The organism is Streptomyces sp. CB01249 (assembly GCF_001905735.1).
GTDB lineage: Bacteria > Actinomycetota > Actinomycetes > Streptomycetales > Streptomycetaceae > Streptomyces.
Window position 1 is genome coordinate 1,616,565 of record NZ_LISW01000001.1, and the last position, 23,757, is coordinate 1,640,321.

General features: G+C 72.4%; 25 protein-coding genes. 15 read left to right on the top strand and 10 right to left on the bottom strand.

Going from position 1 to position 23,757, the window contains the following annotated elements:
* The first annotated feature begins 119 nt into the window (after window positions 1-119).
* The 5 genes from AMK18_RS06815 to AMK18_RS06835 all read left to right on the top strand — a co-directional run bounded on the left by AMK18_RS06815 (window position 120) and on the right by AMK18_RS06835 (window position 4,843).
* Window positions 120-1,583 (top strand): LCP family protein, encoded by a 1,464-nt coding sequence (locus AMK18_RS06815; RefSeq protein WP_198956945.1) that lies wholly within the window; start codon window positions 120-122, stop codon window positions 1,581-1,583.
* A gap of 118 nt (window positions 1,584-1,701) precedes the next feature.
* Window positions 1,702-2,115 carry a roadblock/LC7 domain-containing protein gene (locus AMK18_RS06820; RefSeq protein WP_018105008.1) on the top strand — a complete coding sequence of 138 codons (414 nt, stop codon included), beginning with the start codon at window positions 1,702-1,704 and terminating at the stop codon, window positions 2,113-2,115.
* Window positions 2,116-2,237: 122 nt separating this feature from the next.
* Window positions 2,238-3,497, top strand: a complete 1,260-nt coding sequence (locus AMK18_RS06825) for a DUF6397 family protein (protein WP_073862046.1) — start codon at window positions 2,238-2,240, stop codon at window positions 3,495-3,497.
* A 40-nt stretch (window positions 3,498-3,537) separates the two neighbouring features.
* Window positions 3,538-4,026: a GNAT family N-acetyltransferase gene (locus AMK18_RS06830; protein WP_018105006.1), complete on the top strand. Its 489-nt coding sequence runs from the start codon at window positions 3,538-3,540 to the stop codon at window positions 4,024-4,026.
* A 187-nt stretch (window positions 4,027-4,213) separates the two neighbouring features.
* On the top strand, window positions 4,214-4,843 hold the full coding sequence (locus AMK18_RS06835) for an LAETG motif-containing sortase-dependent surface protein (protein ID WP_161271585.1): 630 nt from the start codon (window positions 4,214-4,216) through the stop codon (window positions 4,841-4,843).
* Between the two features lie 86 nt (window positions 4,844-4,929).
* Here the strand turns inward: AMK18_RS06835 and AMK18_RS06840 are convergent, their stop codons facing one another.
* Entirely contained in the window at window positions 4,930-7,101 is a 2,172-nt protein-coding gene (locus AMK18_RS06840; protein WP_073862047.1) for a SpoIIE family protein phosphatase, read from the bottom strand.
* Window positions 7,102-7,290: 189 nt separating this feature from the next.
* On the opposite strand from AMK18_RS06840, the gene AMK18_RS06845 reads away from it, so the two are divergent.
* Window positions 7,291-8,361 carry an enoyl-CoA hydratase/isomerase family protein gene (locus tag AMK18_RS06845; RefSeq protein ID WP_073862048.1) on the top strand — a complete coding sequence of 357 codons (1,071 nt, stop codon included), beginning with the start codon at window positions 7,291-7,293 and terminating at the stop codon, window positions 8,359-8,361.
* A 33-nt stretch (window positions 8,362-8,394) separates the two neighbouring features.
* On the opposite strand, the gene AMK18_RS06850 is transcribed toward AMK18_RS06845, so the two are convergent.
* Both AMK18_RS06850 and AMK18_RS06855 read right to left on the bottom strand, forming a co-directional pair.
* A complete protein-coding gene (locus tag AMK18_RS06850) occupies window positions 8,395-8,622 on the bottom strand; it encodes a hypothetical protein (protein ID WP_073862049.1) in 228 nt (75 codons plus the stop codon).
* A 90-nt stretch (window positions 8,623-8,712) separates the two neighbouring features.
* Entirely contained in the window at window positions 8,713-9,198 is a 486-nt protein-coding gene (locus tag AMK18_RS06855; RefSeq protein ID WP_073862050.1) for a hypothetical protein, read from the bottom strand.
* Window positions 9,199-9,333: 135 nt separating this feature from the next.
* On the opposite strand from AMK18_RS06855, the gene AMK18_RS06860 reads away from it, so the two are divergent.
* Entirely contained in the window at window positions 9,334-10,200 is an 867-nt protein-coding gene (locus tag AMK18_RS06860) for a pentapeptide repeat-containing protein (protein WP_073862309.1), read from the top strand.
* Between the two features lie 3 nt (window positions 10,201-10,203).
* Here the strand turns inward: AMK18_RS06860 and AMK18_RS06865 are convergent, their stop codons facing one another.
* On the bottom strand, window positions 10,204-10,710 hold the full coding sequence (locus tag AMK18_RS06865; protein ID WP_073862051.1) for an SRPBCC family protein: 507 nt from the start codon (window positions 10,708-10,710) through the stop codon (window positions 10,204-10,206).
* A 220-nt stretch (window positions 10,711-10,930) separates the two neighbouring features.
* Between AMK18_RS06865 and AMK18_RS06870 the strand changes: the two genes are divergently transcribed.
* The gene (locus AMK18_RS06870; protein ID WP_073862052.1) at window positions 10,931-12,298 is read left to right on the top strand and encodes a radical SAM protein; all 1,368 of its coding nucleotides are present in this window, start codon (window positions 10,931-10,933) and stop codon (window positions 12,296-12,298) included.
* A gap of 4 nt (window positions 12,299-12,302) precedes the next feature.
* Here AMK18_RS06870 and AMK18_RS06875 read toward each other — a convergent pair whose 3' ends face one another.
* Window positions 12,303-13,187 carry a LysR family transcriptional regulator gene (locus AMK18_RS06875; protein ID WP_073862053.1) on the bottom strand — a complete coding sequence of 295 codons (885 nt, stop codon included), beginning with the start codon at window positions 13,185-13,187 and terminating at the stop codon, window positions 12,303-12,305.
* Window positions 13,188-13,302: 115 nt separating this feature from the next.
* Between AMK18_RS06875 and AMK18_RS06880 the strand changes: the two genes are divergently transcribed.
* Both AMK18_RS06880 and AMK18_RS06885 read left to right on the top strand, forming a co-directional pair.
* Window positions 13,303-14,175 (top strand): oxidoreductase, encoded by an 873-nt coding sequence (locus tag AMK18_RS06880; protein ID WP_073862054.1) that lies wholly within the window; start codon window positions 13,303-13,305, stop codon window positions 14,173-14,175.
* A 147-nt stretch (window positions 14,176-14,322) separates the two neighbouring features.
* On the top strand, window positions 14,323-14,874 hold the full coding sequence (locus tag AMK18_RS06885) for a glycoside hydrolase family 25 protein (RefSeq protein ID WP_018104995.1): 552 nt from the start codon (window positions 14,323-14,325) through the stop codon (window positions 14,872-14,874).
* 16 nt (window positions 14,875-14,890) lie between these two features.
* Here AMK18_RS06885 and AMK18_RS06890 read toward each other — a convergent pair whose 3' ends face one another.
* On the bottom strand, window positions 14,891-15,298 hold the full coding sequence (locus AMK18_RS06890; protein WP_073862055.1) for a VOC family protein: 408 nt from the start codon (window positions 15,296-15,298) through the stop codon (window positions 14,891-14,893).
* Between the two features lie 86 nt (window positions 15,299-15,384).
* Here AMK18_RS06890 and AMK18_RS06895 point away from each other — a divergent pair, with 86 nt between their 5' ends.
* From AMK18_RS06895 to AMK18_RS06905, 3 genes are all read left to right on the top strand, one after another.
* On the top strand, window positions 15,385-15,816 hold the full coding sequence (locus AMK18_RS06895) for a MarR family winged helix-turn-helix transcriptional regulator (RefSeq protein ID WP_079199234.1): 432 nt from the start codon (window positions 15,385-15,387) through the stop codon (window positions 15,814-15,816).
* A gap of 35 nt (window positions 15,817-15,851) precedes the next feature.
* Window positions 15,852-16,121 carry a hypothetical protein gene (locus AMK18_RS06900; protein ID WP_073862057.1) on the top strand — a complete coding sequence of 90 codons (270 nt, stop codon included), beginning with the start codon at window positions 15,852-15,854 and terminating at the stop codon, window positions 16,119-16,121.
* A 126-nt stretch (window positions 16,122-16,247) separates the two neighbouring features.
* A complete protein-coding gene (locus AMK18_RS06905; RefSeq protein WP_241836468.1) occupies window positions 16,248-17,714 on the top strand; it encodes a carboxylesterase/lipase family protein in 1,467 nt (488 codons plus the stop codon).
* 9 nt (window positions 17,715-17,723) lie between these two features.
* Here AMK18_RS06905 and AMK18_RS06910 read toward each other — a convergent pair whose 3' ends face one another.
* A complete protein-coding gene (locus AMK18_RS06910; RefSeq protein ID WP_241836469.1) occupies window positions 17,724-18,740 on the bottom strand; it encodes an SCO7460 family lipoprotein in 1,017 nt (338 codons plus the stop codon).
* A 270-nt stretch (window positions 18,741-19,010) separates the two neighbouring features.
* Here AMK18_RS06910 and AMK18_RS06915 point away from each other — a divergent pair, with 270 nt between their 5' ends.
* Complete coding sequence (locus tag AMK18_RS06915) at window positions 19,011-20,159, top strand: S1 family peptidase (RefSeq protein ID WP_198956946.1); 1,149 nt, start codon at window positions 19,011-19,013, stop codon at window positions 20,157-20,159.
* A 67-nt stretch (window positions 20,160-20,226) separates the two neighbouring features.
* Here AMK18_RS06915 and AMK18_RS06920 read toward each other — a convergent pair whose 3' ends face one another.
* Entirely contained in the window at window positions 20,227-20,667 is a 441-nt protein-coding gene (locus AMK18_RS06920; protein ID WP_073862061.1) for a GNAT family N-acetyltransferase, read from the bottom strand.
* Between the two features lie 105 nt (window positions 20,668-20,772).
* Here AMK18_RS06920 and AMK18_RS06925 point away from each other — a divergent pair, with 105 nt between their 5' ends.
* Window positions 20,773-21,369, top strand: coding sequence for an NUDIX domain-containing protein (locus AMK18_RS06925; protein WP_241836470.1), 597 nt, complete (start codon window positions 20,773-20,775; stop codon window positions 21,367-21,369).
* Window positions 21,370-21,397: 28 nt separating this feature from the next.
* Here AMK18_RS06925 and AMK18_RS06930 read toward each other — a convergent pair whose 3' ends face one another.
* Both AMK18_RS06930 and AMK18_RS06935 read right to left on the bottom strand, forming a co-directional pair.
* Window positions 21,398-22,447, bottom strand: a complete 1,050-nt coding sequence (locus AMK18_RS06930) for a PhlD (protein WP_073862062.1) — start codon at window positions 22,445-22,447, stop codon at window positions 21,398-21,400.
* A 111-nt stretch (window positions 22,448-22,558) separates the two neighbouring features.
* Window positions 22,559-23,389, bottom strand: a complete 831-nt coding sequence (locus tag AMK18_RS06935; protein ID WP_026171767.1) for an MmyB family transcriptional regulator — start codon at window positions 23,387-23,389, stop codon at window positions 22,559-22,561.
* Window positions 23,390-23,757: the final 368 nt, after the last annotated feature.

Genomic DNA, 23,757 nt, shown 5'->3' on the forward strand with positions numbered 1-23,757 from the left:
TCAGGTCCGGGGCGCACGAAGGCATCGCACGTCACGACCAGAAAACCGCACAACTGCACGACCGCACGGGAGTCGCCGGGAGGCGACCCCGCGCGGCAGCCGTACGAACGGGGTGGCCCATGGCAAGCAGGAACAGAGCGACAGGGACGGGGAGGAGGGGGAGCCGACTGCGGCGGACGGCCGTGTCCGCGCTGTCCTTCCTCGTCCTGCTGGTCGCCGGGATCGGCTGGGGATATCTGAAACTCACCGGCAGCATCGACACGTTCAGCGCCGACGGCATCTCCGGCGACCGGCCGCCCGGTTCCTCCGGCGGACAGAACGTCCTCGTCATCGGGTCGGACACCCGCTCGGGCAAGAACAAGGGGCTGGGCGGCGCCACCGGCGAGGTCGGCCGCTCGGACACCGTGCTCCTGCTGCATGTTTACGCCGATCGTCAACATGCCGTGGCCGTATCCGTACCCCGTGACGCCATGGTCGACATCCCGGCCTGCCGCAAGCCCGACGGCAGTTGGACCGCCCCGCGCCGGCACAGTCAGTTCAACGGGGCGTTCTCGGTGGGGGAGACCGTCGAGGGCAACCCGGCCTGTACCCAGAACACCGTCGAGCAGTTGACCGGACTGCGCGTCGACCACACCGTCGTCATCGACTTCGCGGGGTTCTCCGCGCTGACCTCGGCCGTCGGCGGAGTGCCGGTGTGCCTGCCGAACGACATCTATCAGCGCGACCTGAACCCCAAGCGCACGACCCGGGGCACCCTGGTCTTCGAGAAGGGTCCGCAGAAGGTCTCGGGCCAACGCGCCCTGGACTACGTACGGCTGCGCCATGGAATCGGTGACGGCTCCGACATAGGGCGGATCAAGCGGCAGCAGGCATTCGTCGCCTCCCTGGTCAAGAAGGTCAAGTCGCGCGGCATGAACCCCACGACCCTCCTGCCGCTGGCCGACGCCGCCACCGACGCGATGACCGTCGACCCCGGACTCGGCTCGGCCGACAAGCTGCTCTCCTTCGCCCTCTCGATGAAGAACATCGACCTGCACAACACCAAGTTCGTCACCGTTCCGTGGCGCTACGAGGGCGAGCGCGTCGCCGTCGTGGAGCCGGACGCCGACGCGCTGTGGGCCGCGCTGAAGGCCGACCGCCCCCTGGACGCCAAGGCGAGCAGCACCGCGTCCCCCAAGGCTTCACGGTCCCCCGTCTCGGGCAAGGGCATCCAGGTCGCCGTCTACAACGGCACCACGGTGCCCGGGCTCGCGGCCAAGGCGGCCGGGCTCCTGCGCGCGCACGACTTCACCGTCACGAATACGGCCACCGCGCAGGACCAGACCCGCTCCGCGACGGTCGTCGCGTACGGCCCCGGCCTGCGGGACGAGGCCCGCCGCACGGCCGGGCTCTTCCCCGGCGCACGGGTCACCGAGTCCGCCGACGCGGGAAGCGGCATCCAGGTCACCGTCGGACGGGACTACGCGGACAACCCCTCGGCCGCACCCGACGGTGCGTCCGCCACGCCGGAGGTGCCGGCGGCGATCGCCGACGAGGCCCGGTCGGCGGACGACGACCTGTGCGAGAACCTCTCCTACGGCTGAGCGGAGGTGGCCGCTTCCCGACCTGTGGCGGGAGCGGGGTGCTTGCCCGTACGTGACCCGTGCGCAAGGCTGGCCCACGAGCGAGGCACGGGGAACGCGTGAACGGGGAGGAAACAGAATGGCGATGGACAGGGGACTCGACTGGCTCCTGGACGACCTCACCAAGCGGGTGGCGCACATACGCCACGCCCTGGTGTTGTCGAACGACGGTCTGGTCACCGGTGCGAGCTCCGGGCTCGCCCGTGAGGACGCCGAGCACCTGGCGGCCGTCTCGTCGGGGCTGCACAGCCTGGCCCGCGGTTCGGGCCGGCACTTCCGTGCCGGAAAGGCCCGGCAGACCATGGTGGAGTTCGACGAGGCATTGCTGTTCGTCACGGCGGCGGGGGAAGGCAGTTGTCTGTGCGTGCTGAGTGAGGCGGAGTCGGACGTCGGTCAGGTGGCGTACGAGATGACGCTGCTCGTCAACCGGGTGGGCCAGCACCTCGGCGTGGACTCGCGGCAGGACGGGACCGGGGGAGTCAACCGGCTCTGACAGTCCCGACGCACTCCGGCCGCCGCCGGGTCCGTGGAGTTATCCACAGGCCCGGCGGCGGTTGACTTTCCCGGACTACTCTGGTTGCAGAGAGTAATTGCGAAGCGCGGGGGAGTGACGTCATGACTACGGCGAAACAGCTGAAGAACACGGACTTCGGGGTCGATCAGGACTCTGGAGGGGAGCCGGCGCCCAGCACCGTGCGTGAGGAAGGCGGGTGCACATTCGGTGCGGCCCGCGCCGCTACGGAACTTGGTCTCAAGCGGAACGAGTTCGACCTCGCTGTGTACCTGGGAGCGGTCCGGGTGAGGACCGGACCGGACGGCCGGCCCAGGACCGACCGCGAGGAGCTCGAGCGCCTGCGGGCCCAGGACGGATTTCCCGAAGCGCTGCGCGAACGGGTGCGCACGGTCGGGACCGCCGAGGGGGCCCAGCTGCTCGGGATCAGCCCGGTCCGGTTCGCCCGGCTCGCCCGGGCGGGATGCCTCACACCTGTCGCCTTCTACCTCAACCGGTACCGGGCGGTGGTGTGGGTCTATCTCGCCCAGGAGCTCGAAGCGTTGGCTTCCCGGTCGCCGGAGCTCCTGGTGGGCAACAGCCCGGCCTGGATGCGCGGCAGGCTGGATGCCGGGGCCGACTTGCGGCCGCGCAACTGGCGCTCCCGGCGGATCGAGCGCCTGCTCGCCCTCACCGACGACCCATGGGTGCGCGCGGCGATCGTCGCTCAGGGCCTGGATCCGGTTCAGCTGGCCGAGGTGGTGGACGACCCCTACGAGCGGGCCCACTTCGCCCGGGTCAGGCCGGAGGCGGTCTTCGGGCGACGAGGGTCGACCGCCGGTCGAGAGGCGATGGAGCGGCTGATGCCCGCCGACGATCCGGACGAGATCCTGTGGCGCCGGATCAGCCTGATCGCGGAGCTGGACGCCGCCCGGGAGGCGCGTCCGGCGCCACGACCGGGGGAGGGGCCGGTGGATGCGGTGCTCGCCGGGCCGGCTGCCTCGGTGTCGCCGCCCTCTGTGCCCGACGGGGCGGGCGCGCCCGGTGAGCCTGCCGTGCCCGGGCCGGAGGCCGCCGTGCCCGGGCCGGGGCTTGCCGGGTCCGGACTGGAGCCCGGCAAGTCGGGACCGGAGGCTCCAGGGCCGGGGGTCCGCCCCGTCGGGCATGCCCGCCCCGGGAGCCAGCCCGGGTTGCTGGCCCGGCTGCGGGGGCGCGCGGCCCGGGGGTTGGGGCTCCGTCGCCCCCGGCACGGCGGGCTGCCGCGTGCAGCGCGGCCCGGCGGGCGCCGGAGGGCCGGGGGCCGGGCCGGTGCGTACGCGGGGCGGGGCGGCGGGCCCGGCTCGGGTGGCCGCCCGGGGCGGGACGGGGCGGGGTGCTCCGGATAACCCCTGGTGATCGCGGCGCTGACCAGGCATTCTGTGCCCCATGCTGATCAGGGAAGCCACCCCCGAGGACTGGCCCGCCATCTGGCCGTTCTTCCACGAAATCGTCGCAGCCGGCGAGACCTTCACCTACCCCCTCGACCTCCAGGAGGCAGACGCCGCCGACTGGTGGCTCCTCAAGCCACCCAACCGGACCGTGGTCGCGGTCGCCGACGACGGCACCGTGCTCGGCACGGCGAAGATGAACAAGAACCACATGGGCAACGGCTCCCACATCGGCAGCGCCAGCTACATGGTCGACCCCCGGCACTCCGGGCGCGGTGTCGGACGCGCCCTGTGTGAGTACAGCATCGACTGGGCGCGCACGGCCGGGTACCGGGCCATGCAGTTCAACGCGGTGGTGGAGACCAACACCGCCGCGGTGAAGCTGTACCGCTCACTCGGCTTCGACATCCTGGGCACCCTGCCCGAAGGATTCCACCACCCGGTCGAGGGCTTCGTGGGGCTCCACATCATGCACCGCCGGCTCTGAACGCGCGGCGGAGAACCGGGACAGCCGGGGCGGTCCGGCCCGTGTCCGGCATGTCCCAACCGGCGACGGTGTGGGGGCGGTTGTGACGCAGAAACGGCTGTGGGGCGGGTGCACACCGTGGGGAAGGGGGCAGTACTGTGCGCTGCACCGCCCATACGGGCGCGAAACATCTGCGGAGGAAATTTCCATGACCATACCCAGGAGATCGTGGCGCGCAGCGGGAACTCTCGTCGCCGCCGCGGTGGTCGGTCTCTCCGGCGCGGTCCTCACCGCCGGTCCGGCCGCAGCTCACACCCCCACCTGGGACGTGACCTGTGACGCAGTGAGCCTGCACCTCACTCAGTACAACGCCAATGTCACCAACGAGGTGACCGTCAGCGTCGACGGCAACGACCTGCTGCCGACGGAGACGTTCGGCAAGGACTTCGAGAAGAAGCTCGAGCTGCCCGAGCACGACCAGCCGCTGACGGTGCGCCTCGTCGTCAAGGCAGGGGACGGCGACCAGTACTCGAAGGACGAGACCAAGCAGGCGCCGGTGTGCGAAGGCACCCCGCCGTCGACGCCGACGCCGAGCCCGACCGAGTCGAAGCCGTCCGAGACGCCCACCACGGCGTCCCCCAGCCCGAGCGTCAAGCCGAGCGAGTCCGCCTCGTCGTCCGCGCCCGCCGCGGCGACGCCGAGCCCCAGCTCGCCGGACCTGGCCGAGACCGGTTCCTCGTCCGCCACGCCGGTCATCGGTGGCGCGGCGGTGGCCGTGCTGCTGGCCGGCGGCGGCATCATGTGGTCGGTGCGCAAGCGCCGCACCGCACAGCACTGACGTAATCCCCGCCGCCCCGTCGCGCACAGCGAAGGGGCGGCGGGGCCGAGGGGCGTACCGTCACGCGCGACGTGGCGGTGCGCCCCTCACCGTTGCGCGCCCCCGCCTCCCGGGCCGTCCCCTGGCGGTTCGGCGGCGTGCCGGTGCACCGGCGGTGTGGTGGGCGGCGCGCTCGGCCCGATCTCGCACCAGACCGCCTTGCCCTCGCCCCGGGGTTCGATGCCCCAGCGCGTGGAGACGGCGTCGAGCAGCAGCAGCCCCCGGCCCGACGTCGCGGTCTCGCCCGGTGACCGGCGGCGGGGCCACGCGCTGGACCGGTCCTGCACCGACAGCCGCACCCGGCGGACCGGTTCGGGCAGCACCTCCAGGGTCAGGACGGCCCCGCCCTCCGTGTGGAGCAGCACGTTCACCAGCAGCTCACCGGTCACCAGCTCGGCGTCGTCGGCCAGTTCGGCCATGTCCCAGTCGGTCAGGGCCTGGCGCACGATGGTCCGCGCCTCGGACAGCCCCTCCGGGTCGGCCTGGTGGATGTACTGGTGGAGCCTCGGTGCCCGGGGCGACCCCGGGTCCGGGCTGCGGCGCAGCACCAGCAGGGCGACGTCGTCACCCGAGCCCCACCGCTCCCACAGCCGGTCCGACAGATGGTCGGCCAGCGCCTCCGCGCCCGCCGGACCCGCGCTGACCTCGGTGATCAGCGTGCGCACCCCCGCGTCGATGTCGGCGCCCGGCTCCTCCACCAGCCCGTCGGTGTACAGCACCAGCGTCTCGCCCGGCACCAGGTCGAGCCGGGTCTCCGGATACTCCTCGTCCCCGAAGTCGGTCGAGATGCCCAGCGGCATGCCGCCACGCACCCGGGGGCTGCCGACCCGGCCGTCCATGTGCCGGATCAGCGGTCCGAAATGACCGGCCCGCACGACCCGCACGGTCCCGGTCTCCAGGTCGACCTGGGCATAGGCGCACGTCGCGAACCGGTCCGTGTCCAGCTCGGCGAGGAACCGCGAGGCGCGGGCCAGCACCGTCGAGGGAGGGTGCCCCTCGGCGGCGTACGCGCGCAACGCGATCCGGAGCTGTCCCATGATCGCCGCAGCATGCGTGTCGTGCCCCTGGACGTCACCCACCACGATCCCGAACCGCCCCTTGGGCAGGGCGATCACGTCGTACCAGTCACCGCCGACCTGGCGGCCGCTCCACGCCGCGTGGTAGCGGACCGCGATCTCGCCGCCCTCGATGTCATGGATGCGGCGCGGCAGCATCGCGGACTGCAGCCCGGTCGCGAACTCGCGCTCCTCGTCGAACAGCTTGGCCCGCTGAAGGGACTGGGCGACGATCGCGGCGAGTCCGAGGCACAGGTTGCGCTCGTCGGCCGTGAAGGCGGTGCGCTGCCGGTAGAAGAGGGCCAGGCCGCCGAGCGTCCGTGCCTGGGCGACGAGCGGCAGATAGGCCGCCGCCTGAAACCTCAGCCGTCCCACGTACGGCTCCAGCACCGGGTAGCGCCGCGTCAGCGCCGCCAGCGAGCCGACGAAGCGGGGGCGCCCGCTGAGTACCGTGTCGGCCAGGGGAAGCGTCGGGTCGAGCCGGCCCGAACCCAGGTCGTCCAGGACCTCCAGGGACTCACCGCTCAGCGCGATGACGTTCAGCGCCGCGTTGTCCAGCAGCCCGAGGGCCAGCCCGTCGGCGCCCAGCCTCGCGAGCCCGCCGGGACCGGTCAGGGCGGCGGTCACATCGTCCACCGTCACCGCACGCGACAAGGCACTCGTCGTACGTTCAACTATGTCGGTCTGTCGGCGTCGGCGTTTTTCCAGCTCCAGCACGAAGTCCGAATGGGTGACCTCGGCTGTCGCGTCCCGCACCAGACCGATCACCCGGCGCGCCTTCCCGCCCTCGCCGCGCAGGATGCGTCCCTGGACATGCGTCCACTGATCCCGGCCGTCGGCGAGCGGAATCCGGAAGTGGACGTTGTACGAGCTGCCCGCTCCGTTCAGCGCCTCGTCCGTCGCCACGCCCAGACGGGTCCGCTCCTCCGGGTCCAGCACCTCCGCCAGGGACTCCGGGCGCGCGTCGAACGCGGCCGGGTCCAGACCGAAGACCAGCAGCCCCGCCTCGTCCATGTCCATGGTCCAGGCTTCGAGATCCCAGTCGAAGCTGCCCGTACGGTTCATGGCGAGCCGTTCCGCCGTACCGGTCTCGCCGACCGGCGTCGTGCCCTCCGGCCGGCCGGGCGGTCCGGGGACGACCGGCGGCCGGTTCTGATCGGTCATTCCAGCTCCGAGGATCGTCCGGCGGGTCCGCCGTACGGCGTGCCTCAATTGTCCGGCCGGTCCGGCACGCCTGCCACAGCGGAAACCACCCCGCACCGACCGCCCCCAGGGGGCCCGCGCACAATGGCAGCGGAGGACCGTCCCCCGACCGGCGGACGGCACGGCACCCGGGCTGAGCGGAGCGCGCGCATGAACCACGAGGACCCCGTCCTGCTGCACACCGAAGGACGCGTCCGCCACCTCACGCTCAACCGGCCCCGCGCCCTGAACGCGCTCAACCACGCCATGGTGCGGCTCATGGCCGACGCGCTCGACGCAGCCGAGAGCGACGAGGCCGTCGTCGCCGTGCTGCTCACCGGCGCGGGGGAGCGCGGCCTGTGCGCGGGCGGCGACATCCGTGCCGTCCGCGACGACGCCCTGGCCGGGGGCGCCACCTCGTTGGACTTCTGGCGGGACGAGTACCGGCTCAACGCGCGGATCGCCCGCTTCCCCAAGCCGTACGTCGCCCTGATGGACGGCATCGTGATGGGCGGCGGCGTCGGAGTCTCCGCCCACGGCTCCGTCCGGATCGTCACGGAGCGCTCCCGCATCGCGATGCCGGAGACCGGCATCGGGTTCGTCCCGGACGTCGGCGGAACGCACCTGCTGGGCGCCGCGCCCGGCGAACTCGGTACGCATCTCGCGCTCACCGGCGAGGCGGTCGGCGCGGCCGACGCGCTGCTCTGCGGACTCGCCGACCACTTCGTCCCCGCCGAAGGGCTCGCCGCGCTCGTCGCCGCCCTGGCCGAGTGCGCGACCCCCGAGGCCGTCACCGCGACCGTCGCGGACCACGCCCGCCCCGCGCCCGGCGGCGAGCTCGCCGCGCACCGCGCCTGGATCGACTCCTGCTACGCGGCGGACACCGTCGAGGAGATCGTGGACCGCCTCGCCGGCCACGGGGACCCGGCCGCCAAGCAGGCCGCGGCGACCATCCTGGCCAAGGCGCCCACCTCGCTCAAGGTGACGCTCGAAGCCGTGCGCCGGGCGCGCCGCCTCGGCGGGCTCGAAGCGGTCCTCGACCAGGAATTCCGCGTCTCGACCGCCGCCTTCGCGGGACCCGACCTGGTGGAGGGCGTCCGCGCCCAGATCGTGGACAAGGACCGCAACCCCCGCTGGCACCCCGCCGAGCTCGCCCAGGTCACGGACGAGGACGTGGCCCGCCACTTCGCGCCCCTCGGCGACCGTGAACTCGGCCTCGCACCACTGCCCGAGGCCGGCTGAGGCCCCAGCGGCGGGACCGCTCCGGCGCCCTCCTCAGTGGCCGCTGCCCGTCAGGCTCGGCCGGAGCGACCCGACCAGTTCGAAGAACCGCGTCTCGTTGCCCGCGAACCCCGCCCGCCGGAGCGCCCCGTCCGCCTCCTCCATCGGTGACGTGAGCAACGGCAGGTACACCGGGGCGTCGTCCGGGTCGGAGAGGGCCGCCCGGGTGGCCTCCAGTAAACGGACATACGCCTGCGCCGCCGCGAGTTCGTCCTTGCGCATCTCAGCATCTCCAGGGTCAGAGGTGTCGGACCCCACCAGCATCCCCCATGGGTCTGACAACGGCGGCGGGCCAGCGGCACGGCACGGCGACTATCGGCCGTCCGGCCGACCCGCCGGCGGCTCGACCTCCAGGAACCGGCGACCGCGCGGGCCCCGGTACAGCAGCGCGGTCCAGCCCGACTCCCGCAGCGCACCGGCGCACCGGTTCAGCTCGCCGTCCTCCTCGTACGCCGCCCCGCTCCCGGCCGGCCCCAGCCACTCCACCCGCACGGTGCCCGGCGATGCCCCCGCCGTCACGCGGTAACCCTTCCCCGTACGCGTCCCTGACGGCCCGACGGCCGAGGCGGGCAGCCCCGCGGCTTCCAGGGCCAGGGCCACGGCCCGTACCGGACGGTGCAGTTCCCAGGGCGCGGGCACCGACTCCGGATCGGCCCGGCCGCTGTTCGTCAGCCGCCTGATCTGCACCAGCCCCGCCCACGCCGACCGCACCGAAGCGGCGCGCGCCACCGCATCGCCGGGAGCCGGAGGGCCGTCCCCGGTCGCCGGTTCGAACCCGCTCTCCTCCTCGCCGCCCATCCGCGACCCCCTCCGTCCCATCCCCGCAACGCACTCCTGCCAGTGTGCGCCGCACCACCGACAACGGCCGACCGGAGGCGAAGCCGATAGGCTCCGGTGCTGCTCACGAACACCGGCCCGAAGGATCCACCCACCGTGCCCGACACCGACCGACCCTCCGGCACCGACCGCCAGGACGGAGACGGCCGAGACGCTCTGCGCGCCGACTGCGGCAACTGCTTCGCCCTGTGCTGCGTCGCGCTGACGCTCACGCGCTCCGCCGACTTCGCCGTCGACAAGGCGGCGGGCACGCCCTGCCGCAACCTCCGGGACGACTTCCGCTGCGGCATCCACGCGCGGCTGCGCACCGAGGGATTCCCCGGCTGCACCGTCTACGACTGCTTCGGAGCCGGTCAGAAGGTGTCGGTGGAGATCTTCGGCGGCCGGGACTGGCGCGGCGCACCGGAGACCGCGCAGCAGATGTTCGAGGTCTTCCCGGTCGTCCGGCAACTCCACGAACTGCTCTGGTACCTGACGGAGGCGGCCGGCCTCGCCCCCGCCCGCCCCCTGCGCGGCGAGATCCGGCGCACCCTCGAAGCGACCGAAGCCCTGACCCGCCTCGACGCCACCGCCCTGGCGGAGCTCGACGTGGCCGCCCACCGGGGCGAGGTCGCCGTACTCCTCGGACGCGTGAGCGAACTCGTGCGCGCCACGGCCCCCCGCCCCACGACCGGCCGCAAGAAGCGCAGCCACCGGGGCGGCGACCTCATGGGCGCCCGGCTCAGGAAGGCGGACCTGCGGGGCGCCGATCTGCGCGGCGCCTACCTCATCGCGGCGGACCTCGGCGGCGCCGACCTGCGCCTCGCGGACCTCATCGGCGCGGACTTCCGGGACGCGGACCTGACGGGCGCCGACCTGACCGGGGCGTTGTTCCTGACGCAGGCGCAGGTGAACGCCGCCCGGGGGAGCGCCACCACCCGGCTTCCGTCGTCGCTGCACCGTCCCGCGCACTGGGCGGCGTGACCCTCAGGCGTCCGAGGACTCCAGCGCGGCCTTGAGGCGGTCGAGCGTGGTGCGGATGTTCCGGCGCTGGAACACGGCGAAGGTGTGCCCCCGGGTCGCCACCCGGTCGAAGGCGTTGGCCACGAAGTCCGGCCAGGCGCGGCGGTCGTCCGTCCAGGTCTCCGTCACCCGGGTCCCGCCCTCCACCGCCTCGAAGCGGTACTCCCACGTGGCGATCGGCCCCCGCAGCAACGGCCGCCGCGCGCCGATCGCGTGGACCCGGAACGCGAACCGCTGCCCCGGGTCGGCCGCCGTCACCGTGCACCGCGTCGTCCAGCTCACCGGCCCCCGCTTGTTGCGGCCGTCGAAGACCATGCCGACGTACGCCTCCCGGCGCTCCCCCCGCACCCGCGCGCCCAGGTTCTCCGGGCTCCAGCGGCCCATCGCCGTGGGGTCGCTCAGCCGGGCGTAGACCTCCAGCGGCCCGGTGCGCACGACGACGCTGTCCGACACGGACATGGTGCGGGGCATGGGGCACTTCCGTTCCGCGGCCGGCTGCGGTCACCACCGGGCGTCGGACCGGCCGCACGGCCGACGGGCTCCCGCCCCCACACCTTACTGACCGGTCACATAGGATCGGGAGGCGGGGAGTGACGCATCCGGCAGCCGGGAAGAGAACGCCCCGCGGCCGCGGTTCGTTGCACAGACGTCGCATCCGGAACACGCCGACGACCGACCGAGGAGCCCGCACATGCCCAGCCGCACCGATCCCAGCCGCACCGAGCCCGGCAGCGCAGACCGCACCCGGCTCGTCGAACGGCTGATGGAGCAGTTCCCGCACGTGCCGCGTGAGGCCGTCATCAAGGAGGACCTGCTCCGCGGCGGCGTCGCCTTCGACGAGTCCGCGCTCAGCGACAACGAGGGCGGCGACGTCAAGCCGAAGTCGTACTTCATCTTCTCCTTCGACCACGGCACCCTGCCGGAGCTGGGTGCGGCCGCCCTGCGCCGCCCGCCGGAGGAGATCGTCCTCACCGGCGGCCCGTACGACCTGCGGCGCACCGTCGTCTCCGTGCGCGTCAACCCCGCGTCCCCGTACCGCGTCGCGGCGGACGCGGACGGGATGCTCGGGCTCTACCTCGACGGCAGGCGCATCTCCGACGTCGGCCTGCCCCCGATGCCCGACTACTACCGGCACACGCTCGCCAACGGGAAGTCCGTGATGGAGGTCGCCCCGACCATCCAGTGGGGCTACCTCGTCTACCTGACCGTCTTCCGCGTCTGCCAGTACTTCGGCGCGAAGGAGGAGTGCCAGTACTGCGACATCAACCACAACTGGCGCCAGCACAAGGCGGCGGGCCGCCCGTACACCGGGGTGAAGCCCGTCGAGGAGGTGCTGGAGGCGCTGGAGATCATCGACCGGTACGACACGGCGAAGACCTCCACCGCGTACACCCTCACCGGCGGCGCCATCACCTCGCACATCGGCGGCCGGGACGAGGCGGACTTCTACGGCCAGTACGCCAAGGCCATCGAGGAGCGTTTCCCGGGCCGCTGGATCGGGAAGGTCGTCGCCCAGGCGCTGCCCAAGGCGGACGTCCAGCGGTTCCACGACTACGGGGTGCAGATCTACCACCCCAACTACGAGGTGTGGGACCGCCGCCTGTTCGAGCTGTACTGCCCGGGCAAGGAGCGCTACGTCGGCCGTGACGAGTGGCACCGCCGCATCCTCGACTCCGCGGATGTGTTCGGCGCGCGCAACGTCATCCCGAACTTCGTGGCCGGAGTGGAGATGGCGGAGCCGTTCGGTTTCGCCACGGTGAAGGAAGCCATCGACTCGACCACGGAGGGCCTGCGCTTCTTCATGTCGCACGGCATCACCCCGCGCTTCACCACCTGGTGCCCGGAGCCGACGACCCCGCTCGGCAAGACCAACCCGGACGGGGCGCCGCTGGAGTACCACATCCGGCTCCTGGAGTCGTACCGCGCGACGATGGAGGAGTTCGGGCTCAGCTCTCCTCCCGGCTACGGCCCGCCCGGAGCGGGGAACGCGGTGTTCTCCGTCAGCTCCTTCATGGACAGCCTGCCGGCCGCTCCCGAGGCTGCCTCCGAAGCGGGGTGAGTGGTTACGCTCCCGCGGCGAGTTCGCGCACCACACGGGCGAAGCCCCGTACCAGCGCCGTGTCCGCGCCGTCCGCCCAGGCCAGGACCACGCGCAGCGGCTCGACATCGGTCAGGGGCACCCAGGACAGGTCGGGGCGCGCGTAGTAGCGGGCCATGCTCTCGGGGGCGAAGCAGATCGCGGACCCCTGCGCCACCTGCTCCAGCATCTCCTCGACGTTGTCGTTGGTCGGCCCCCAGACCGGGGCCGACCCGTCGGGGCGCGGGTTGACGGCCCACCAGTCCACCCACTGCCGGGGCGCCCGCCGCGTCCACAGCAGCGGCTCGTCCTTGACCTCCAGGACGGAGACGCCGGAGCGGGACGCCAGCGGGTGCCCGGTGGGCAGGCCGACGACGCGGGGCTCGGTGTGCACCGGCTCGTACGTCAGCCCGGTCAGGTCGTTGGGCAGCCAGACGAACGCCACGTCCGTGAGGCCGTCCCGCAGCGCGTCGGCCTCCTGCCCCCAGTCGTAGCGCTTGGGCGCCACCCGCACCCCGGGATGGAGGCGGGCGAACTCCGCCCGCGCCCGGGTGGTCAGTTCGCCCGCCCCGCTCGCCTCGAAACCCACCCGCAGCACCCCGGTCTCGCCCCGTGTGTGCCGCTCGGCGGCCGCAGTCACCCGCTCGGCCTGGCGTACGGTCAGCAACGCCTCGGCGATCACATCGCGCCCCGCCGACGTGGCCGAGACGCCACCCGCGTGACGGTCGAAGAGCTTGACGCCGAGCTCCGCCTCCAGACTCTTGAGCGCGTACGAGAGCGCCGGCTGGCTGACGAAGAGCCTGCGGGCGGCCCGGCCCAGGTTCTCCTCCTCGGCTATCACCGTGAGGTAGTGCAGCTGGCGCAGTTCCATGGCGCGATCATAAGCCGTCTTTATCGCTCCGGAGGATTCATGTCTTGGACCGTTCCCGGGCGCGGGTGACATAAAGGGATCACCGCAACGCGCCGACGAAAAAACGGAGTTGGACATGAACACCGCACCCGCCACCCCTGCCCGCGACCACGCTTCGGGCCGCGTCTGGCTGATCACCGGCGCCTCCTCGGGCTTCGGCCGGTCCATCGCCGAGGCCGCCCTCGCCGCCGGGGACACGGTCGTCGCCACGGCGCGCCGGCCCGAGGCGCTCGACGCCCTCGTCGCCGCACACCCCGACCGCGCGGTCGCCGTCCAGCTCGACGTCACCGACACCGCCCGCATCGCCGACGTCGTCGCGGACACCGTCCTCTGGTACGGGCGGATCGACGTGCTCGTGAACAACGCGGGCATGGGGCTCGTCGGCGCGGTCGAGGAGACCAGCGACCGCGAGCTGCGCGACCTCATGGACCTCCACTTCTTCGGCCCCGCGGCCCTGGTCCGGGCCGTGCTGCCGCACATGCGCCGCAACGGTACGGGTGCCGTCGTCCAGATGAGCAGCATGGGCGGCCGGTTCACGTTCCCCGGCGTCGGCGCCTACTCCGCGACGAAGTTCGCCCTGGAGGGCCTGTCCGAAGCGCTGGCCGCCGAGGTGGCCCCGCACGGCGTCAAGGTCCTGATCGTGGAACCCGGCTCCTTCCGCACCGGGTTCGCCGGTGGCGGCGCCCTGCGCCAGTCCGCGCCCCTGGACGCCTACGCGGACTCCGTCGGCCCGGTCCGCAGCAGCCTGCCCGACTCGGACGGCAAGCAGGAGGGCGACCCCGCCAAGGCCGCCGCGGCCATCCTGACCGCGCTGGACGCCGAGGACACCCCGCTGCGGCTGCCGCTGGGCAACGACGCGACGGACGCCGTACTCGGCGCGCTCGACGCCTCCCGCGCCGAAACGCTCGCCTGGGAGAAGGTCAGCCGCTCCACCGGATTCGACGCCTGATGCATAGCGGGCGCGCGCCCGCCCGCGCGTGTGTGCCGGAGCGTGCGCCCCGGCACACACGCGCATTCGTGCTTCAAGTGAGGGTGGGGAACGGACGATCAGGGAAAGTAAGCGGAAGAGAGCACCCCGATTGTAAAGGCGGCGCCCATGCTGCACGGTGTCGATGTCAGCGCCTATCAGTCCTCGTTCGACACGGACGGACTGGACTTCGTCTTCATCAAGGCCACCGAGGGCCGTTCGTACGTCAATCCACGTCTGTCCGACCAGACGAAACGGGCCCGCGACGCCGAATGCGTCGTCGGCTTCTACCACTTCCTGTGGCCCGGAAACATCGCGGCGCAGGCCGAGTACTTCCTGAGCAAGGCGCCCGAGAAGGCGGGCGACCTGCTCGCCGTCGACTGGGAGCAGAACGGCGAGGGCACCCGGCCGAGCAACGCCGAGAAGGACCGCTTCATCCGCGAGGTCAAGCGCCTGCGGCCGCACCACCGCGTCCTGCTCTACTGCAACCGCTACTTCTGGCTGAACCACGACACCACGTCGTACGCCGGGGACGGGCTCTGGATCGCCGACTACGTCAAGGCGGGCCACCCGCGCATCAAGGCGTCCTGGCGCATCCACCAGTACACCGACCGGCCGCTCGACAAGGACGTCGCGGACTTCTCCTCCCGCTCCGCCATGCGCGCCTGGGCCAAGAAGTGACGCCGGAGGGCACCGGTCAGTAGGACTGGAGCTCCACGAGATGCCCCTCGGGGTCGCGCACATGGGCGGTGCGCAGCCCCGGCCCCCACTCCGGGCGGTCGCACGCGGGCGCGGTCAACTCGGCGCCGTGGCCGAGGCAGAGGGCCAGCCCCGCGTCGACGTCCGCCACACGGAGGACGAACATCGACCGGTCCTGCGCCGGGGGAGGGTCCGCGGGCAGGTGCTTCGTGCCGGTGACCGCCGCCATCGCGCTCCGGTCGAACAGCACCAGCACGCCCTGGTCCTCGACGTCCCAGTGCGCGTACGGCCCCGACGCGCTGCCACTGGCGCGTACGGCACCGATCAACTCCGGCAGCACGGCGTCGTAGAAGCGGAAGCAGTCGGCGAACCGGTCGACCAGCAGGCGGGGATGCAGCGCGTCCATGGAGGCTCCTTCAGTAGGTGCACACCCATCATGGGTTTGGCCCTACGATATACCTGATGAACGAAACCCCTCCCAGTCTCCTGGGTATGACGACCTATCTCATGTCCAAGACCGGCAAGGCGGCGCGCGGCCGGCTCGCCGACCGGCTGGCCGAACGCGGGCTGAGGCTCTGGCACATGGCGGTGCTCGCCGCGCTCGCCGACTTCGGCCCCCATGTGCAGCGCGAACTCGCCGCACGGCTCTCGATCGACCGCAGCGACGTCGTGAAGATCGTGGACGGGCTCGGCGCGTCCGGCTTGGTGGACCGGGCCCGCGACACCGCCGACCGGCGACGCGTCACGGTCACCGTCACACCGGCCGGCCGCGATCTGCTGGAAAGCCTCAAGTCCGAGGCGCTGGCCGTACAGGACGACGTCCTGGCGCCCCTGACGTCCGGCGAACGCGCCCAGCTGACCGCCCTGTTGCTCCGCGTCCACGACGGGGCGCGGGAGAACACACCGGCACGGCCAGGTCGCTGAACCATTCGGGGCACCCGGTGCGGCAGAATTCCCCGGTGACCACACCCGCGGCCCAGCCGCCTCGTGACCGTGCGCTCGGGCGCGGCATCACCACCCTCATTCCGCAGGCCGCGCCCGCCACACCGGCCGAACAGGCGGCGGCCGTCCTGACGGCCATGCGGTCCGTTCCGGTGCGCGTCGGTGTCCTCCAGGCAGCAGTGGTGCTGCTGGAGGAGCGGGTGCGCGCCACGCAGGACGAGGCGGAACGGGCCGCGGCGGCGACCACCGTGGCCATGCTCCGCAGCGCCATCGGACATTCCGGCTGACCGACCCCTTGATCACCTCCGTCGAATTCCCGTCGCGCCGGTGCCGGAAGTGAGCCATCCTGATCACCGCTCTCAGCAGGGGAGCGGTGAGCGAAGGGCAGCGGGGACGCGTTGACCAAGAGCGGTGTGTACGAGACGGCAAGCGGTCGGGTACGCGGACGCGCACCGCGCAACGATGTCGTCGCCGTCCTCGGAATCCCCTACGCCGAGCCGCCGTTCGGCGAGAACCGCCTCCGTGCCCCGCGCCCGCGCACCCCGTGGCCCGGGGTCCGCGACTGCACGGAGTTCGGCCCCGTCCCGCCCCAGTCCGCCGAACTGCCGGGCGCTCCCTCCTGGTCGCCCGGCGACGAGGACGTCCTGAGCCTCAACATCTGGGCCCCCACGAGCGCGCCGGGCCCGCTGCCTGTGCTGGTCTGGATCCACGGCGGCGCCTACACCTTCGGATCGAGCGCCCAGCCGGATTTCGACGGTACGGCCCTGGCCCGCACCGGCCTCGTCGTCGTCACCCTCAACTACCGCGTCGGCTTCGAGGGATTCGGCCACGTCCCGGACGACGCCTGCCCGCCCAACCGGGGACTGCTCGACCAGATCGCCGCCCTCGCATGGGTCCGCGACAACATCGCCGCGTTCGGGGGAGACCCGGACAACGTCACCCTGGCAGGACAGTCGGCCGGAGCCACCTCCGCGGTCTGCCTGATGGTGATGGACCGCGCGCACGGGCTCTTCCGCCGGGTGATCGCCCACAGCGCGGTCGGCCCCGTCTTCGCCCCGGAGCTGGCCGAGCAGGTCGCCGCCCGCGTCACCGCCGCCACGGGGAAACCCTTGACCGGAGCCTCCCCGCAGGACCTGCTGAAGGCTTCGGACCAGGTCGTCGGGGACTACCGCGCGGACCCCGGCTCCGGGGCGCTGCACTGGGACCCGGTCATCTACGGACCGGTCGCCGACGGGGAGGTGCTGCGCGACGACCCGCTCGCCCTCGTCGCCGCAGGGGCGTCCCGGGACGTCGACCTGCTCGTCTGCCACACGACCGAGGAGTACTGGCTGATGGATGCCGTGGGCAGCGCCTGCGCGGTCCCCACGGACGAACGGCTGAAGAGCTTCGCCGCCGACTTCGGCCTGCCGTCCGGGCTCATCGACGGGTACCGCGCGCTCATGCCCGGCGCCGGACCGTACGACCTCCACCTCGCCGTCTACGGGGACCTGATGTTCGGCGTGTACAGCAGCAGGCTCGCCGAGGCCCACACGGCGGCGGGCGGCCGCGGCTTCCTGTCCCGGTTCGACCGCAAGGGCGGGGGAGCGCGGGCCTGGCACTGCGCCGACGTGCCCTTCGCCTTCGGCAACGTGGACGACGAGGCCATCCGGTTCCTCATCGGCGGCGCCGCGCCGACGCCCGGGGACCGGGCCCTCGCGGACCGGATGACCGCTGCCTGGGCCGGGTTCGCGGCCACCGGCGACCCGGGCTGGGAGCCGGGCGCCGGCCACGTCAGGGTGTGGGGGACACCTGACCGTGCGGCGGCCTCCGGGCACTGGCGGGACGGCGACGCGCTCCGTGCCCTGTGGGCTCCGTACACCTACCGCCCCGCCCGCTCCTGACGCACCGGTTCACATCGGGGGCAGTCGCAGCGGTCCCCGGCCCTCGCGGACCTTGCCGATCTCCCGCAGCTCGCCCAGCAGCCGCCCGTCCAGGTCGGTGGTCGCCAGCACGGCCCGGTCGCCCAGGCAGGTCTTGTCCCCGTCGGGCTCCTCGCAGTACAGGACGTACCCGGTGAGCCGGTCGACGGTCCCGGGCTCCAGGCGCCAGATCCACTCGTAGTCGCTCACCTGCACGCGGGGGTGGGCCGCCCGGAGCCGGTCCTTGACGGCGCTGTGGACGGCGGCGGCGAACTTCTGGCGCTCGGCGAAGGGGCGGACGATGCGGGCGCTGCCCGACGCCGGGTCGACCCGCCCGTCCTTCGCGGAGTAGCCGGCGCTGTAGTACGCGTGCGAGCCGAGGGCCGCGAGCAGCGAGGTCGCGCTCAGGCGCATGGCCGTCGGTTGCGACGTCTTGCCCGTGGGCCGCTTCCCGGCGACGGCCGGGGAGACCAGGTTGACCGACGCGCCCTTCACCTTGGTCCTGCCCTTCCACTCCCGCGCGCACGCTCCGATGTCCTTGAGCAGGCCGGAGACCGTCGCGTTGGTGGGGGAGGCGGCGATCCAGGGCGCCCCGGTCTGCGGGTCGACGGCGATCACCTCGTGGCCGCAGCGCCGGAACGCGCCGACGAGCACCCGCAGCGCCGCCGCCTCGCGCCGCCCGCGCTCCACCGCGTCGTCCATCACGCCCCGGCAGTCATGGGTGTTGCAGGTGCCGGCGTCGGCGTCCACCCGCATCCGGACCACCGCGTCCGGGTCGTCGTTCATCGCGAAGGTGATCTCCGAACCGCTGGAGTGCGGGATCAGGGTGTGCGCCTCGATGACGCGGAGAATGCCCGGGTAGTACTTCTCGGCCAGCTTCTCGGCGTACGCGCGGTCCTCCTTCGTGGTGGTCACCAGCCCGCACCCCGTGAGCGCGGCCGCGAGGCCGAACACCAGTGCCCCGGCCACCCCGGCCGCCGTTCCGCGCCGTCTCGGCGATCCGCCCATCTTCGCCCGCCCCCTGCTCGCGTTCCGGCCCGCCCAACGGCCGGACCTGCTCCTTCATCTGATGTGACGGTAGGACGGGGCCGCGCGCGGGGGATGAGTACGGCTACTCAGCCGGCAGCTCGTACGGTCACCCATGTCATTGGCATGGACCTGCTAACGGCTTCTCCGCTACAGTCCGGAACGGCACACTCTGAGAGCGCTCTCAACGAGGCGCCTCGGACGCCTGCTGTTCCTCCCCCACCCAGCCGGAACAACAGAAGGGCCAAGACCTTGAGACGCTCCACAGCCTTGAGAACCGCACTCTCCGCCGTACTCCTCCTCGGAGCCTGGGCGGGCGCGGGCTTCCCCTCGGCCTCCGCCGCCGACGCTCCTACCGCCGCCCCCGCACCCGCGTCCGACGGCCTGCTCACCGCCATGCAGCGGGACCTCGGCCTGACGGCAACTCAGGCCAAGGCGCGGATCGCCCAGGAGAAGACCGCCACCGCGCTCCAGCCGAAGGCCCGGCACGCCGCCGGTGCGGCGTACGGCGGCTCCTGGTTCGACCCGGCGACCGGTGGCCTGACCGTCGCCGTCACCGACGCCGGACAGGCCGACGCCGTACGGGCCACGGGCGCCGCGGTGCGCATGGTGACCCACACCGAGAAACGCCTCGACTCGGTCAAGGCGAAGCTCGACAAGCTGGACGCGCCGCAGGGCGTCAGCAGCTGGCACGTCGACCCCCGCACCAACTCGGTCGTCGTGGACGTGGTCGCGTCCCAGCGTTCTGACAACGATGTCCAGGCATTCGTGCGCAAGGCCCGGGCGACCGGTCCTGTCACCGTCGAGCAGACCACCGAGGCGCCCCGGACCTTCTCGGCCGGGACCGTCGGCGGTGACCCGTACTACACGGGCAACGTACGGTGCTCCATCGGCTTCTCCGTCTACGGCGGCTTCGTCACGGCCGGCCACTGCGGCCAGGCGGGTGCCGGGGTCAGCGGCTGGGACGGCTCCTTCATCGGCAACTTCCAGGGCTCGTCGTTCCCCGGCGACGACTACGCGTGGGTCAGCGTGGGCAACGGCTGGTGGACGGTCCCCGTCGTCCTCGGCTGGGGCACCGTCTCCGACCAGCTCGTCCGGGGCTCCAACGTGGCCCCGATCGGCGCCTCGATCTGCCGCTCCGGCTCCACCTCGCACTGGCACTGCGGCAATGTCCTCGCGACCAACGACACGGTCAACTACTCCCAGGGCGCGGTCTACCAGATGACCAAGACCAGCGTCTGCGCGGAGGGCGGTGACTCCGGTGGTTCGTTCATCAGCGGTGACCAGGCGCAGGGTGTCACCTCGGGTGGCTGGGGCAACTGCAGCTCCGGCGGCGAGACCTGGCACCAGCCGATCAACGAGATCCTGAACCGGTACGGGCTGACGCTCCACACCGCCTGACCGCGTTCCGCGCGACCCGGGGCCCGCCGAGCGCAACGGCGGGCCCCGGTGGGTGTGTGTGCGGCCGTCAGGCGAGCCGGAGGTCGATGAACGGCACGGTGTCGCCCGGCAGGACGTACCGCTCGGTCTCCACGAAACCGTTCCGCAATGCGAACCGCAGGCCCTCGGGGTTCGACTCCAGGACACACGTCTCGATGGCCTCGGCGCCGAGCCCGCGGGCCAGCTCCAGCCCGTGCGCGTACAGCTGCCCGCCGAACCCCTGGCCCCGGTGCTCGGGCAGGATGCGGGCGATCACGGTCCCCACCGGGTTGTCCGCGCCGGGCGGGCGCACCGTCGAGCATCCCACCAGCACGTCCCCCGCATACGCGACGCACAGCCGGTTGCGCCCCGCGCGCTCCGTCACTTCCGCGAACGACAGGGGGGCCGTGGGGATGATGGCGTTGTGGACGAACTGCCAGTCCAGGAGCGAGGCGCCGCCGTCCACCTGTTCGATACGAAGATCGTTCATCGCGCCAGGAAACCGGCCGCCGTGGCGCGCGTCAACCGTCGGCCCTGTCACACCCCGGGCTCCCCGCGCACCTTCCTGGGGCGGGAGATATCCGAGGAGGCCCCCGTGACCACAGTGACCGGACCCGGTTCCGTGCAGACCGGTGTCGTGCCGGCGCCCATCAGGCGGGTTCGCGAAGTGCCTGTTTTCCGCAACCGCTTCGGCACGTTGTACAACGACGACGTCGTCGCCCCGTCCGGGGCCACCGGGCACTACCTGCGCTGGCAGGCGCGCAAGGAAGGCGCCGTCGTCGTACCCGTCGGACCGGCCGGGTACGCCTTCGTGTCGAACTATCGTTACCCGATCCAGGCCGCCTCCCTGGAGTTCCCCCGGGGGTCGGGCGACGACGGGGAAGGGCTCGCGGCGGCCGCCGCCCGCGAACTGCGCGAGGAGACGGGGCTCGTCTGCGCGTCGCTGCGGTCCCTCGGGGTCATCCACGCCGACACCGGCATCCTCGCCGATCCCATCCAGGTGTACGTCGCCGAGGTGGACGCGGCGACCGCGGTGCCGGCGGAGCCCGAGGCGATGGAATCGCTCACCGAACCCGTGTGGGTCACGCCCGAGGAGCTGCCGGGGTGGCTGGCCGAGGGGCGGATCACCTGTGGCATCACCCTCGCGGCGCTCGCGCTCCTCCACGCGCACGGCCCGGTCGGGAGGTGCTGAGCGGGCTTCACCCGAGACACCCGGCCGCTCAGGCGGCCCAGGTCCCGCGCAGCGCGGCCGTGGCGAAGCCCGGCCCGTACGCGACGGTGATCCCGTCGGCGCCGGGCGGCGGCGGTTCGGCGTGGGTGCGTTCGAGGATGCGGAGCACGGAGACACCGCCGAGGTTGCCCTCGTCGGCCAGGGTGGCGGTGGAGTGCCGGGTGTCGTGGGCGTCGAGGCCGAGGGCCCTCGCGGTGTCGCTGATGATGCGCGCGCTGCCGGGGTGGATGACCCCGAACTCGACGGAGGGCCGGCCGAGCCAGTCCAGCAGACTCGGCAGCACATCGTCCGCCGCGCTCAGCGCCTCCTTCGTACTGTCGAAGTGGAACCCGGCCGGATCGACGCGCCCGGCGTACCGGGTGAGGCTGTCCGGCAGGACGTGCTCGTAGGTGTCGGCCGGGGAACCCACACGGAAACCGGGGCCGAGCGGGGCGTCGGTGACGAGGGTCGCCGCCGCGCTGTCCCCGAACAGCACCTTGTAGATCATGTGCTCGACGGCGTCGTCCTGATGGTTGTACACGGCGGAGATGACCTCGGCAGCGACCACCAGGACGGTCGCCCCGGGTCTCGCGGCCAGCAGCTCGACGGCCCGGATCAGCGCCTGGGTGCCGCCCGCGCAGGCCAGCGTCGTCAGGGCGATCCGGCGGACGTCCGGCCGGAGCCCCAGCCGGTCGATGAGGTGGATGTCCATGTTGGGGACGGACCAGCCGGTCGAGTGCGTCGTGATGATCGCGTCCACATCGCCCGGCCCCAGCCCGTACGCCCCGAGCACACCCCGTGCCGCCTGCTCCGCCATGTCCAGCGCGTCCGCGAACGCCGCCTCGCTCCGGGCCGTGACACCGGCGTCCCCCGACACCGTCGGAGCCGTCAGCGGCCGGGTGAAGTACCTGCTGCGCACCCCGGTGTTGGCCACGATGCGGAGGATCGCGGCGAGTCGCGGGTGGTCCGGGTGATGGGCGCGGATGTCGTCCGCGATCTCACCGGTGGTCACTTTGTGGGCGGGGAACACGGTGGTGGGGCGGGCTATGTAGGCGGGCACGACATCCTCCGGCGGGCACGGTGCGGCGGCGATGTGGGGGTGGGCACAACCTAAGCCACAAATGGCCGTGCCGCCCTGATCACAACACCGCGGAACCCGGGAGGGAAGCCTTTACCGGGCGCGCAGGACCGGAACGCGGCTGTGCGCGCGCCGCGCGCCCGCGTGGAAGACGAGAACGATCATGCGCGCGCCCGGGGCGGCCATGGGCTGCGCGGCACACATCGTCACCCACCCCGGGCCGTCGACGGCGTGCCGGATGGGCCGTTCGTCGCCGTCGGGGTGGATGTGCGCGCCGCCCGACTCCCAGATCGGCGCACACCCCGGGTCGGCCAGCACGTCCTTCTCCAGCCGGCGGAGCACCTCGTCGTCGGGCCGGCTGGCGAGCGCCGCCCGCAGCTGCGGCACGACCAGCGGCGCCCAGGCGGTGTCCCAGTCGATGAGCATGTCGCGGCCCTGCGGTTCGAGGAGCATCCACCGCATGGTGTTCTCGGGCACGTTCCCGCCGGGGAAGAGCCGCGCGAACTCGTCGTTGTGCGCGATGAGCTCCCAGGACGCGTCGGTGATGTACGCGGGGTGGGTCATCCCGTCGATGGCCTCCTGCCACACACCCGGCACCTCCTTGCCCGAGCGGGCGGTGAGCGGGCCGGGCGGGTCGCCTATTCCCGCGTACCGGCACAGCGACACCCACTCCTGCTCGTTGAGGGCGAAGAGCATCGCCACATCACGGAGGAAGCCGGTGTCCGGCCTCGGCCAGGCGCCGGACTCCAGCCGGCGGTAGGTACCGGGGGTGCGGTGCAGCAACTGGTCCACCTGGTGCTGGGACAGTCCGGGTGCGCGGCGCCCCTGGCGGGACGAACGGTGGAAACCGTGTCCGGTGGGGTCGATCAGTGCACGTCGGACTCTGAGCAGTGTCCGAAGTGCCGTCTTGTCCGTGTTGGTCATGCGATCAAATCCCCCGCGTATGGGCCCGGTTGCGCGGGCGAGAGCCTAATTGGCGCGACGTGGCTTAGCGCTAAAAACTGGACGTAGAAAACAGTCTGTTTACCTTCCATGCTGGAGCCCGTGAGGCAGCGGACCGCGGCTCTTCGGGGCGGTGGACCCGCGCCTGACGTGCGGTCTTCCTGCTGTCCTCTCCTGGCAATGTTCGCAGCTGGAATTCCGCACCCGTTCAGAACGGTGGCGGGAAGGGCTTGACCAGCAGACCGTATTTCGTCCCCCGGTGGGGGCGGACTGCGCACCACGGTCCGCTGATCTGGCTCTTTCCGTCACCCACCTCGGTCTCCCGGGCCGAGGCGGGGCGGTACTCGGTG